This is a genomic window from Pseudomonas sp. Irchel 3E20, assembly GCF_900187645.1.
Taxonomy (GTDB): Bacteria; Pseudomonadota; Gammaproteobacteria; order Pseudomonadales; family Pseudomonadaceae; genus Aquipseudomonas.
Window position 1 is genome coordinate 174474 of record NZ_FYEE01000008.1, and the last position, 12738, is coordinate 187211.

Annotated in this window: 8 protein-coding genes; 3 read left to right on the forward strand and 5 right to left on the reverse strand. The window is 59.0% G+C overall.

Annotated features, from left to right (window positions below; all coding sequences use genetic code 11):
- Positions 1 to 35: 35 nt before the first annotated feature.
- Genes CKW13_RS24880 through wecB form a run of 3 tightly spaced genes read right to left on the reverse strand, consistent with a single transcriptional unit; the run spans position 36 to position 7879 of the window.
- Positions 36 to 5495 carry an FkbM family methyltransferase gene (locus CKW13_RS24880; protein WP_095109650.1) on the reverse strand — a complete coding sequence of 1820 codons (5460 nt, stop codon included), beginning with the start codon at positions 5493 to 5495 and terminating at the stop codon, positions 36 to 38.
- Positions 5496 to 5507: 12 nt separating this feature from the next.
- Entirely contained in the window at positions 5508 to 6746 is a 1239-nt protein-coding gene (wecC, locus tag CKW13_RS16310; protein WP_095109651.1) for a UDP-N-acetyl-D-mannosamine dehydrogenase, read from the reverse strand.
- A 2-nt stretch (positions 6747 to 6748) separates the two neighbouring features.
- Positions 6749 to 7879, reverse strand: a complete 1131-nt coding sequence (gene wecB / locus CKW13_RS16315) for a non-hydrolyzing UDP-N-acetylglucosamine 2-epimerase (RefSeq protein WP_095109652.1) — start codon at positions 7877 to 7879, stop codon at positions 6749 to 6751.
- A gap of 828 nt (positions 7880 to 8707) precedes the next feature.
- Between wecB and CKW13_RS16320 the strand changes: the two genes are divergently transcribed.
- Positions 8708 to 9892 (forward strand): diguanylate cyclase, encoded by a 1185-nt coding sequence (locus CKW13_RS16320; RefSeq protein WP_095109653.1) that lies wholly within the window; start codon positions 8708 to 8710, stop codon positions 9890 to 9892.
- 5 nt (positions 9893 to 9897) lie between these two features.
- Here the strand turns inward: CKW13_RS16320 and CKW13_RS16325 are convergent, their stop codons facing one another.
- Both CKW13_RS16325 and CKW13_RS16330 read right to left on the reverse strand, forming a co-directional pair.
- Entirely contained in the window at positions 9898 to 11052 is a 1155-nt protein-coding gene (locus CKW13_RS16325) for an MFS transporter (protein WP_095109704.1), read from the reverse strand.
- 98 nt (positions 11053 to 11150) lie between these two features.
- Positions 11151 to 11471 carry a hypothetical protein gene (locus CKW13_RS16330; protein ID WP_095109654.1) on the reverse strand — a complete coding sequence of 107 codons (321 nt, stop codon included), beginning with the start codon at positions 11469 to 11471 and terminating at the stop codon, positions 11151 to 11153.
- Positions 11472 to 11582: 111 nt separating this feature from the next.
- Here CKW13_RS16330 and CKW13_RS16335 point away from each other — a divergent pair, with 111 nt between their 5' ends.
- Both CKW13_RS16335 and ispA read left to right on the forward strand, forming a co-directional pair.
- On the forward strand, positions 11583 to 11825 hold the full coding sequence (locus CKW13_RS16335; protein WP_095109655.1) for an exodeoxyribonuclease VII small subunit: 243 nt from the start codon (positions 11583 to 11585) through the stop codon (positions 11823 to 11825).
- The gene (gene ispA / locus CKW13_RS16340) at positions 11822 to 12709 is read left to right on the forward strand and encodes a (2E,6E)-farnesyl diphosphate synthase (protein WP_095109656.1); all 888 of its coding nucleotides are present in this window, start codon (positions 11822 to 11824) and stop codon (positions 12707 to 12709) included. Before CKW13_RS16335 ends, ispA begins: the two co-directional genes overlap by 4 nt.
- Positions 12710 to 12738 lie beyond the last annotated feature (29 nt).

Genomic DNA, 12738 nt, shown 5'->3' on the forward strand with positions numbered 1-12738 from the left:
CCAAAACTCTCAGAGCACGCGATTCATATAGGACCTTACGGCACCAGCGCATCAAAAACGCTACATTCGTTGAGAATGGCCAGTTCGCGCGAAATAATCAGTTCTGTTGAAGTTTGTCCCCGCACCCTTGCAGCTGCCGCAGAAGACAACGCCTCAAATTTCCCTGGGTCCGTAAACAAGGATGCAATTCCATCCGCCATACCCTGTGCGTCGTCACCCTGGGCAAGTACACCGCAATCCTCACTCACAAACTCTGGGATTGCAGTGACCCCGTTCGTGACCGGAACCAATCCTGACGACATGGCCTCATCTCTAGAAACGCCTTGTGCATCCATTCGCGTCGGGCACAGGAATACGCCATAGTCTTTATGCAGGGTCGCAATTTCTTTTTGACTCAAAAACCGCCGTTCAATAATGACATTAGGGTATTTGCGCAACGGCCCGAGTATTTCTTCAAATAATGGTCCATCGCCGATCATCCTGAATTCCAACTCGTTGAAAAACGGTTTACCCGCAAGCAACTCGATCGCTTTAGCGCTCAAGTCGTTCGCGTACTTTGGCGACGCATAAGGGCGAATCGACAAAATTTTCTTACGCTGCTCTACGGGCTTTTCCTGATAGTTGAAAATACCAACGTCAATAGGATTGTGGATGATTTCATATTGAGATTCCGGTACTCGAATGGCGAGATCCTCCATTACCTCTTCAGCAAAATAACGGGAGACAAATACCAGCTTCAGGTTATCCGGAATCGGCGACAACAATCCGCGCCAAAATGCCAAACGTTTGTCGCTTTCCAGCTTACCGATCTGTAGTTGAGCCTCTGTCGTGAAGTTGTATTCACGCCGCCACCAAGGCTGAACTTCCGCACCATGCACCCAAACTGTCACTTTTATCTTATCGATGTACTCTTGAAGCACTTCCCACATTAACGGGTCCAGGAAGTGAACCAGCACACTTTGATAACGACCGCTATCGAGCATATTTCTCAGGGTCGACTGACCACCGGTAATGACATCGACATTCTCGAATTCATGGTAACTAGCCACATCATCCTTACGCAGGCGGAAAACGTCGACCCCAACACCTTGCTCGCGATAAGCCCAAACACGACTATGGACAAAGCCATTTCTATAAAGGTCGTCATAACTCGGATAGTGATTGGTAACCAGCAGGTGCTCTGCCTTGCCAAGAATTTCTGACGGCTGTAGATCTTTATGGCCGAGCAGCAGACCGTTGATTTCAGCTGATCCTCCTTGATAAATACGCCAGCCCAACCTTATAAACGTCGCTTCAGGTGGGAGCTGGACGGTTTTATTTTTGCCCGGGTGTTTAATCACATGGCTGACTCGCTGTTTTTGCGAGTCCAGGAACAGCATGACCAATTGGATATTCAGTCCAGGTGTCACATCGACAAAGAACTGGATTTCGTCGCTGTTAGTTAGCTCGCTACGCTCAATATCTTGTGCCGCATACACATACTCATGCTTACCATCTTCAAGCGTGGACTTCACCAGCCAGCCATGTTCTTGCAGGGTGAACGTGACGTTTTTACTACGGCACGGGCCGAAGATTTCGCTGAGTTGGGTAATGCTCAGTTCGGGATGGGCTTCAACCGTACGTGCGGCGGGTGCGATGGCTTCGGCACGTTGTTGCAGCGCCTCGATGCTCAGGCCGGTGTCCAGCGTGAGGTCGTTGACCCGCGCAGCGAGCGCTTGCGGGTCGAGGTACTGCGCGTCACGGCAGTAGTTGTAGCGGTCGATAGCCAGCAAGCGACCTTCGTCGAGGCTCAGGGTATCGAGTTCGCGTACCCAGGTCGTGAAGTCCTCGAGCTGGATCCCGTCCGCTTTGGCCAGCGCCGAGCGCACGGCCAGGGAGGTCGACTTGTGGTAGGCGCGGCCCAGGTTCTGTAGCTGGATTGCCGCCCCATCGCCCTGGAAGTGTTCGATCTTGCCGAAGGCGCAGGCCTGGCTGTAACGGGTCGCCAGCGCCAGGTCCAAGAGGTAGTTAGGACCGTAGTAGTCTTGGGCCACGAAACCGGCCACCCACGATACGTCGCCGACAACTTGCGACAGGATTTGGCCTTTCGCCTCGCCGGATGCGATGAAATTCACCCGCGCCTCGGTACTCGGCGCCTTGGCTTTCTTGCCCAGCAAAATATGCAGCGTGCAGCCTTCTAGCGTTTGGCGCTGGAAACTGGCCAGCAGTTGCTCTACCTGCTCGGTTGTTTTCGCGTAGGCAACCACCGCCACCGACGGCAATACGTGGGCCTGCGAGGTGCCGGTGACCTTGGCCATGACATAGCCAAGCCGTTGTTCGTAGGTGTGTTCCTGCATGACTTTACGCAAGGCTGCCAGGCGCAGTTTATCGCTGGTTTCCGGGTCGGCTGCCAGGCGCTCCAGGCGCCGCACCATCTCATCGCCACTGTCGGTGGTGATGACCAGATCGCCAAACATCAAGCGCACTCCCCGCGAGTAATTACTCAGGGTCATGGTGTTGCAGCCCAGCAGTTCATAGACCCGGCGGGCAAACATGGTTTGCGACTGCTTAATGGAGTTCAGGTTGATCGCGTAGTTGTAGCCCTTATAGGCACGGTCGATCTCATTGAACTTGAGGGTGCCGACAATAAAGGGCTGGTACTCGGCCGGAAATTGGTAGTTGGGGTCGTCCTTGCCGAAGTTACGATCGTAGATTTCCACGGGTTTGAACCGGGTCAATTTCTCGACAAAGTTACCCAAGTCCCGCGTGCGCTCCGGATAACGCACGTAGTAGGCGCCGGCAAAACAGAAGGCGTCTTTGCGCTCATAGCGCTCGATTGGGTTGTGGATCGTCGGCTGGCAGGCAAAGGGCAGGAAGTACACCTGGTTATGACCCAGCGCCGCCTTGTAGCGGTGGATGCAATCCATGTCGGTGGTGAAGACATGGTCAAACTGCTTGGCCGTGGTGAGGAACGTCTCGAAATGGACCGGATCCTCCTTGTTCCAGAACACCGTTGGCACCTGATGCAGCTTGCACCAATGCACGATGTTCTGCAGTTCGCTGGCGTTGTGCCCGACCTTGCTGCCCCAGAGCTCATCCTTGCCGCGCCAGGCCGACTCGATAAACAGCAATTGAGGCTTGAACGCTTCCAGTTCCGCCTGCCAGTTATGGGGCGTGAGTTGCAGCAGGTTGGCTTCAGGGTCGTATGAGCCGAAGGTGAATTCGTCCATCACACAAGCCATTTTCAATGACTTGCCAGGCAAGTGGTGCAGCGGCTCATGACCCTGGCCCGTGGTATCCAGCAGCACGGGCGCCTCATGGGGGCCTTGTGGCGCAACGAATTGCGTCGCAGGGGGTAGGCGCAGGGTTTGCGTGGCCTGGTTCAGCTTGCGAGCCTGGCGGTACAACCCTACCAGCGAACCGGGCAAGCGGGCGAGGCCGTTGAGGGACCGGGTGCCGGTTTTGATTTGATAACCCAGTTGGTAGGTCAGGCTGGCGCGGGTTTTTATCAGACGCTGCTCGGCCAGTTGGCGCCGCTCGGTTTCAGCCCGTAATTGACTGCCCAGGCTTTCGACGCGCACGTGTTGCTGCTCAAGGGCGCCGCGCAGGGCGGTCAACTCTTGCTCATGCTGCTGGCGCAAGGCTCTGGACTCGAGCTCATGTTGCTGACGCAATGCATCCAACGCTTGTTGGTGCTGCTCCGTGTGCTGACGCTGTTGCTCCGTGAACTGGCTTTGCATGTCTTCCATATTCCGTTGGGCCTCGATCAAGGCCGCTTCCAATGTTTCATTTTTTATTTGCAGCACGTTGCGATCCGCCCCAGCGCTCAGCGCTTGGGTCAACAGTGCCTGTTGCTCATGTGATTGGGCTTCGGTGGCTTGCAGCAAGGCTTCCAAGGCTTTCTTGGCCGCTTGCTCGTGCTCGAACTGCTGAGTGACTGTTTCGAGTTGCACAGCGACACTTCGATTCTCTTGGGTCAGCACCACGAACTGCTCATCTGCTCTGACGAGTTCGCCTTCCAGCGTGGCAATGCGCTGCTCTTTATCCAACACCGCCTCGGCTTTGCGGGCCAGGAGTTGGTTGAGCTGGGTCACCTGCTCGATAAATGCTTTGCGCTCGCTATCGAGGGAGTTCTGCGTGGTTTCCAGCTGCCGCTGGTTTTCCTGGTTTTGCTCGCGTGTGGCGGCCAGCACTTGGTCGGCAGCCTGACGGCTGGAAACATGCTCTTCGCATTGCAACTTGAGGGATTCAACATCTTCGCTCAACACGTCATAGGCAAGGCGCAGCTTGTCGATACGCTCCTGCATCTGCAGCAGTTCTTGGGCCTGTTGCTCGCACATCTGTTCGCGCTGGTTGAGATTCTTCTCCAGCAAGGCGCAACGGGCGCGTTCGGAGTCCAAAGTACGCCGCGCTTCATGTACCTGCGCACGCAACTCCTGCTCCAGTGACTGTCGATCAAAACGATCAGTGGCGGCGGCCTTGAGCCCCATCGCCAGTTCTTCGAGCTTGAGGCGATAGTCGCGCTCCTGCTCGGCAAAGCGCTGCTGCTCATGCTGGACTTCGGCGCGGGCGTCTGCCAACAAGCGCTGGTTTTCAGTCAGTTTCTGGTCCAGGGCCTTGCTTGCGGACTCTCCCTGGCTGATCTGCGCCTTAAGGGTATCGATGCGCTGACAGGCATCTCGATACTTCTGGTTGGCGGCGGTCAGGCTGGCGCGCAACGGCTGCAACTGCTGGCTGACGTGGTAGCTCTCGATCACGTCCTTGCGCTGCAACCGCTCCAGGCGCTGGTCGATGGTGACCTGTTCCAAAGGCATGAATAGGTGGGTCGGCGTGGCGTTGAACGTTTCCCAGTAGGTGTAGTTCTGGCCTGCCATCCACTGGGCAATGGCTTTGTACTCTTCAACGCTGATGCATTCGACATACAACAACGGGCGGTCGCGCGCGATCAGTTTGGCGCCACCTGCCAGTACCGCCAGTTCCATGCCCTCGACATCGATTTTCAAGAGCTTCACCGGGCCGGCGAAGTCCAGCTCATCCAGGGCTCGAATGGTGATGCCGCCCTCGCCAATCTCGAGGCTTTGCGCCCCCAGGTTGTCCGCGATCTGCTGTTTGAAGCCGCCCTGAGCGGATTCGCGGCCCAGACCTATCGACTGGACAGTGACCCGCTCGGTCAACCCGTTCAGGTGCAGGCTATGAGCCAGCGCAGACGCCAGCAAGGCATTGGGTTCGAATGCAACGACACGGCACCCCGTAACGGCAGCCATGTACAAGGTGTGATTACCGACGTTGGCGCCGATATCCAGCACCAGATCACCGAGCGAAATACGAGAGCGGATATCGTCCAGCATTTCGATTTCGTAGGGCACCTGATTCGTGGCGATTTTCTTCTGGATGTAGTCCGTTTCCAGATTGGGCAAGTAGACGCTGTAGTTCACGTCTCCCACCGATAGAGCAACCACTTTGCTCGGGTCCAGATCACTGTCTGCAACGTTATCGCCATGCAAAGTGGTGTTCATCAGCGTTTACCCTTAATTCAGTGCGCCACAGAAATCCAGGCAGGCCTTCTCGCGCAAAATGGACGAACCCTTGAACTGCTTGTGCGCCACCAGAATTGCGACCAGCAATTGGCTATCGCTCTCTTGCCACGCATCCCAGTCCAAAAGTTCGCAACTTACACCAGCCAGCGACTCGGGGAGGCTCTCGATGTTGGGTTCGACCAATTTGACGCTGTACCCGCGCGCCGCCAGGCGCTTGATGATTTCGACCGATGGGCTTTCGCGCAGGTCATCGATATCGGGCTTGAAGGCTGCGCCCAGGCAAATGATTTCCTTGCTGCCCCGGGCCGCCGCGTGGGCAATGATCTGCTGCACCACGAAGTCGGGCTTGCTGTCGTTGACCTCACGCGCGGTGCGGATCAGACGCGCCTCTTCGGGGGACTGACTGACGATGAACCAGGGGTCGACCGCAATGCAGTGCCCACCGACACCCGGGCCAGGTTGCAGGATGTTCACCCGCGGGTGGTGATTGGCTAGGCGGATCAGTTCCCAGACGTTGATTTCCAACTTTTCGCAGATGATCGACAGTTCATTGGCAAAAGCGATGTTAACGTCACGGAAGCTGTTTTCGGTCAGCTTGCACATCTCGGCAGTGCGCACGCTGGTCACGATGCACTCACCTTCGACGAAGGTTTTGTAGAGTGTCGCCGCGGCCTTCGAGCACTTGCCAGTCATGCCGCCAATGATGCGGTCGTTCTCGACCAACTCGCGCAACACGTGGCCGGGCAATACGCGCTCGGGACAGTGGGCAATGCGGATATCCGAGTTCTCGCCATGGGACTGAGGAAACGTCAGGTCCGGACGCGCATCAGCCATCCAGGCAGCCATCTGCTCAGTGGCGCCCACTGGCGAGGTGGACTCCAGAATGACCAGGTCGCCCTTTTTCAGCACCGGTGCGATGGATTTGCTGGCGGACTCGATGTAGGAGAGATCCGGGTCATTGTTGCCTTTGAACGGAGTTGGCACCGCGATCAGGAACGCATCGGCAGGTTCAGGCTTGGTGGTCGCGCGCAAATAGCCTTCGACCACTGCCGCGTGCACAACCATATCCAGGTCCGGCTCGACAATATGGATCTCACCTCGATTGATGGTGGCAACGGCATGCTCGTTGACATCAACACCAATCACTTTCTTCTTGCGGGCTGCGAACACGGCGGCGGTTGGAAGCCCGATGTAGCCAAGACCAACGACGGAAATAGTCTCAAAAGTCATTTTCAATTCTTCTTCAATTGCGCAAGCGCTTCCAGAATGCGCGCGCATGCTTGCCCGTCGCCGTAGGGGTTGTGAGCAAAACTCATTTCGCGATAGGCGCTTTCACTGCTCAACAGCGTATGCAGGTGCGTGGTAATGGCCTGCACCTGGGTGCCAATCAGCTTGACCGTGCCCGCCTCGACCGCCTCGGGGCGCTCGGTGGTGTCTCGCATGACCAGCACAGGCTTGCCCAGGGAAGGGGCTTCTTCTTGAATGCCGCCGGAATCGGTGAGGATCAGGTAGGAGCGGTTCATCAGGTATACGAACGGCAGGTAATCCAGCGGTTCGATCAAATGCACGTTGCCGATACCCGCCAAAAGACGATTGACCGGTTCGCGTACGTTCGGGTTCAGGTGAACGGGATAGACGATCTCAACATCGGGAAAGGCTCTGGCCGTATCGGCCAGGGCCTGGCAGATGCGCTCGAAACCACCGCCAAAGCTTTCGCGGCGATGCCCGGTTACCAGAATCAGCCGGCTGTCTGAGCGCAAAAAGGAGAATTGGTCTTCAAAGACCTGATGCAACTCACCGCCACCGTCGAGCTTGGCGACCACTTGCAGCAGTGCGTCGATAACAGTATTGCCCGTCACTTCAACACCAGCCGTGATGCCTTCACGCAGCAGGTTCTGACGTGAGGTTTCAGTCGGCGCGAAGTGAATGGCCGCAAGAGCCCCTGTGAGCTTGCGGTTACCTTCTTCCGGCCACGGCGAGTAAAGATTGCCGGTACGCAGACCGGCCTCGACGTGAGCAACTGGGATTTGGTGGTAATACGCCGCCAGCGTGGTGGCGAAGGTCGTTGCCGTATCGCCATGAACGAGCACGACGTCGGGCTTGAACTGGGCAAATACTTGCTTCATGCCCTGAAGGATGGCACTGGTTACATCCGTCAGGTCCTGCCCCGGCTTCATGATATTCAGATCGAAATCCGGTTTCAGCTCAAACAGTTCCAGAACCTGATCCAACATCTGACGATGTTGGCCGGTAACGCAGACTTTTGCTTCGAAACGCGGGTCCGCGTTGAGCGACAGGGCGAGCGGAGCCATCTTGATTGCTTCGGGGCGTGTGCCGAACACACACAGGGTCTTGACTGTCATACCACATCCATAGGTTGAGTCGGCGCGCACGCGTGGCTGCGTACTGGTCGGTGTAGTGCCCGCGATTGAACTAAATGGGCGCATACAATGGTTGCCAGCACTCCCCAAAACACCGCCCCATACTCGCCCCCACAGGTGATTTGAACCCAGCGAGTCAAGCCCCCTTCAGAATTTCCAATAGCAATGCCAGGACGGCAAAAAACCGCCAAGTCGACTGATAAAGATAGGGGGAGGAGAAGGCAAAAAATGCTTTCGTGAATACTGGTCAGGCCATGCCTGCGCCAACACATCAGGTCCAAATATCGCGTTATCACTAAAAGGTCATTAGTCTTTTTCGCGCACAAACCTACCACAATTCCTACGCAATTAAAACCAACCACCTACTTGCACTCAAACCAGAAACATGCATCAACGCAATAGTTTTCGCGAACCACGAGATGGCATAAAGCCATAAAACCCTGCCTATTCAGGGCATCTCCCCTTACTAGTGCACCGAATCTCGCGACCCAAGGTCCTGTGACGTTGAAGCCCAATCATCGCAAAGCCCCTGTGCGGAGGAACAGTAGGCCTGCGCCGAAACCATCCACACACAAACACTGAACAGCGAAAAATCAAGAAACCAAAAGTTACACTTAAGCGAGATAAATTATCAAACTCCCCCCCCCCACACACCTCCCGACTGAATCTTCCACCATCCCCCACCCCATACCGCTACAATCCGCCGGGTGATGCCAAAGTGCCAACACTGCCGTTGACACCTGCGCTCTCCCTGCTCCCGACAGGTCTTGCGGGTTGCCCTCGCGATGACGCTCAACGGAAAACCCGCACATGGCGCTGCATATTCCTACCCTGCTGGTGGCTTCGGTCTTCATTTTTTTTCTGATGGGGCTGTTGACGGTGCATGCCTGGCTGCGGGAAACCCGCGAGCGGTGCCTGGGTTACTTGGGCGCAATGATGCTGTTGGCCGGGGTGGGGGTGGTGCTGGTGAGTTTGCGCGACACCGGCATGGACCTGATCCCACTGGTGCTGGGCAATGTGATTTTGCTGCTCGGCGCGGGGATGAACTGGACGGCGATGCGCGTGTTTGCTGGGCGCGCGCCTTATGTGCCGGGGATTGTCGCGGGGGCGGTGGTGTGGCTGGTGCTGTATCAGTGGCCGTTTTTTCGCGAGTCGATGGCAGTGCGGGTGTCGGTGTATTCGCTGCTGACGGTGGGTTATTGCCTGCTGACCGCCCATGAACTGTGGCGCAACCGCCAGCAGTGGGAAGTGGCCTATATGCCGGCGCTGGTCCTGACCCTTTTTCACACGCTGTTTTACATCGTGCGCGCCATCAACGACCGGGGTTTCCCGCTGACGGAGGCCTTGTCCGGGATGGGCAGGGGCGTGCCGTTTTTCTCCTTGATGCTGTTCGAGTCGATGCTCTACGTGGTTGGCATCGCCTACGTCACGCTGGCCATGGTCAAGGAACGCGCCGAGTTACGCTTCAAGGCTGCCGCCTATTGCGACGCGTTGACCGGCATCGGCAACCGCCGCGCGTTCATGCAGCACGGCGAGCAACTGCTCAGCCATTGCCAACGTCGGGGCGAGCCGGTGGCCTTGCTGCTGTGCGACCTGGACAACTTCAAGCGCCTCAACGACGCCTTCGGCCACCAGACCGGCGATGAGGCGCTGATTGCCTTTAGCCGCATCAGCGCGGAAAAACTGCGCAAAAAGGACGTATTTGCGCGCATCGGCGGCGAAGAGTTCGCCTGCCTGCTGGCCGATACCGACGAGCACACCGCCGTGCAGGTGGCCGAGCGCATCCGCCAGGGCTTCGCCCAATTACCGTTGCTGGAACCGGGCCTGCTGAGCGTGAGCATTGGCGTGGTAACCAGCCGCGAGTCTGGCTACGACCTCTCACGCCTGCTGTCGCGGGCCGACGAAGCGCTGTACAGCGCCAAGGGCAGCGGGCGCAACCGGGTGCAGAAGGCGTCAGACAGCGTCAGTGGCAACACCGGCCCCCTTCCCACATAAAGGCCTTAGCCCGCCGCCACCGCCACTTCCCGGCGCAGCAACCCCAGAGCCAGCCACACAAACAGCACGGCCGCCGTGCACAGTGCCAGCGGCAGGCCATTGACCGAAGTGGCCATCGCCGCGCCGCTGACCAGCGGCCCCAGCAGGCTGCCCACGCCCCACAGGAACCCGGCACTGGCGTTGGCAGTGACCAGGTCCGCACCCTTGAAGCCCTGGCCGATCAGGATGATCGCCAAGGTGTAGATGCCGCCCGCCACCGCCCCCAGGATCACCAGGCTCGGCCACAGCAGCAGCGGATAGTCCATCAGCCACGGCAAGCCCAGGCCAATGGCCAGTGCGATCACCCCGTAGGCCAGGTAAATCGTCGGCCGGTCGAGCTTGTCCGAGAGCCAGCCCAAGGGGAATTGGAACGCCGCGTCGCCCAGCAAAATCACCGTGACCATCAGCGCCGCCACCTTGATGACGTAGCCATGCCCGGCGGCATACACGGGAAACATCGACAGAATCACGCTATCGAAGAACGAGAAGAACACGATGCCCATGCACAGCGCCGGGGCCACGCGGATAAAGCCCAGCACCGAGAACGACTTGCTCTGGGTATGGGCGCCGCTCAAAGGCGTATGGGGCAGAATGCGCCAGATCACTGCAAAGGCCACAACGTGGCAGGCGAGCACGCTGGCGATCACCTCCACCCCTTCGGTGCCGAACAGCGCCACCATTGCCGGGCCGAACAGCTGGAACACGGTGAAGCAGGTGGTGTAGACCGCCACCGTGCGCCCGCGGTGGGCATCCAGCGCCACTTCGTTCACCCAGGATTCGCCCAGGATGATAATCAGCCCCGCCGCCACGCCCATCACCAGCCGCGCCACGCCCAGGCCCAGCAGGCCCTGGCCGGGCAATTGCAACGCGGCGATGCTCAGGGCCGACACGGCGAAGCACCACAGGTAGATCTGCCGCCGGCTCAGGCGCTGGCACACCCAATCCACCATAAAAGCCGAAAGCATCATCCCTGCCGCCGGCAGCGCCGACATCAGGCCGATCTGCACACTCGACGCCCCGGCCTGATACAAGCGCAAAGCCACCACTGGCACCGTCGCACCGATGCACAGACCCACCACCGACACACCCAGGATCAGCGCAGCCAAGACCGCGCGATTGATCGACATCGCCATTACCACTCACTCCTAAAACCTTCAGGCAAACGCCCACCGCGCAGGCTCAAGCCCACGCCGGGCGCATCAACAACAACTGGGGTGGTTCAGCGGTGTGGAGAGAAGGTGAACGCGAACAAAATGCTGCGGCGGCGGCTGTTCACGCAATGCTCTTGCGAGACGCCGAGGTGGATAACGTGCAGGAACGGGCAGACAACGTCAGGGAACATGGAAGTATCAATCGCCAAAAGAAAGCCAACGCGCCAACCGCGCGGCAGGCTGAGCGGCGCCAGCCTACGCCAAAGCGTGGCGGGGCTCAAATCCGGCCCCCCAAACTCATTGTGGAAGCGAGCCCGCTCGCGATTACGGTGGCTCAGCCACTCCATCGGGGGCTGATAGAGCGCCATCGCGAGCAGGCTCGCTCCCACACGAGGTCGCCTAACGAGCCGATCAAATGCCACCCATCATCCCCGCCATTTGCCCCACAACCCTTGGTCTGCTAGTGTCGCGCCGGTTTAACGTCAACCGGGATAGCCGCCATGGCCCGCAAAAAAGCTGCACTGGATTTTGAACAATCCCTCGCTGACCTGCAAACGCTGGTCGAGCGTCTGGAGAACGGCGAGCTGTCGCTGGAAGACTCGTTGACGGCCTTTGAACAAGGCATCGGCCTGACCCGCGATTGCCAGGCCGCACTGGCCCAGGCCGAGCAGAAGGTCCAGGTGTTGCTCGAACGCGATGGCGAACTGGCCGAGGAACCCTTCGACGCGGAAGACCCGCAATGATCGCCGCCTACCAGGCCAGCAGCCAGGCGCGGGTCAACGCCGCGCTGCAAACCCTGTTCATCGCCCCCAGCCCCGAACTCGCCCGCCTCTACGAAGCCATGCGCTACAGCGTAATGAATGGCGGCAAGCGCGTGCGCCCGTTGCTGGCCTACGCCGCGTGCCAGGCCATGGGCGGCGAGCCCGAGCAGGCCAACGGCGCCGCGTGCGCGGTGGAGTTGATCCACGCTTACTCCCTGGTTCACGACGATTTGCCGGCGATGGACGACGACGACCTGCGCCGCGGCCAGCCCACCACCCATAGAGCCTTCGACGAAGCCTGCGCCATCCTCGCCGGCGACGGTTTGCAGAGCCTGGCCTTCAGCGCCCTGCTCGACCCGCGCCTGAACAGCGCCGATGCCGAGACGCGCCTGCGCATGGTCAGCGCCCTGGCCCTGGCCGCGGGCCCGGCCGGCATGGTCGGCGGCCAAGCCATCGACCTCGGCTCGGTCGGCCTCAAGCTCGACCAGACTGCCCTGGAATACATGCACCGGCACAAGACCGGCGCGCTGATCGAGGCCAGCGTCAAGCTTGGCGCCCTGGCCAGCGGCCGGGCCGAGAAAGCCGAACTCAAGTCCCTGCAAACCTACGCCCAAGCCATCGGCCTGGCCTTTCAGGTGCAGGACGACATTCTCGACGTCGAAAGCGATACCGCCACACTGGGCAAGCGCCAAGGCGCCGACGCCGCCCGCGACAAGCCCACCTACCCGGCGCTGCTGGGCCTGGAGGCGGCCAAGGGCTACGCCCTGGAACTGCGCGACCTGGCCCTGCATGCCCTGCGACCCTTTGACGCGTCGGCCGAGCCGCTGCGCGATCTGGCCCGCTACATCGTCGAACGCCGCAGCTGATGCGGCGCCCACGCGCCTGACCGCATATC

Bases quoted from the DNA above. Each gene is read 5' to 3' on its own strand.
- CKW13_RS16335 (WP_095109655.1), top strand. From the start codon at position 11,583: ATGGCCCGCAAAAAAGCTGCACTGGATTTTGAACAATCCCTCGCTGAC.
- wecB (WP_095109652.1), bottom strand. From the start codon at position 7,879: ATGACAGTCAAGACCCTGTGTGTGTTCGGCACACGCCCCGAAGCAATC.
- ispA (WP_095109656.1), top strand. From the start codon at position 11,822: ATGATCGCCGCCTACCAGGCCAGCAGCCAGGCGCGGGTCAACGCCGCG.
- wecC (WP_095109651.1), bottom strand. From the start codon at position 6,746: ATGACTTTTGAGACTATTTCCGTCGTTGGTCTTGGCTACATCGGGCTT.
- CKW13_RS24880 (WP_095109650.1), bottom strand. From the start codon at position 5,495: ATGAACACCACTTTGCATGGCGATAACGTTGCAGACAGTGATCTGGAC.
- CKW13_RS16320 (WP_095109653.1), top strand. From the start codon at position 8,708: ATGGCGCTGCATATTCCTACCCTGCTGGTGGCTTCGGTCTTCATTTTT.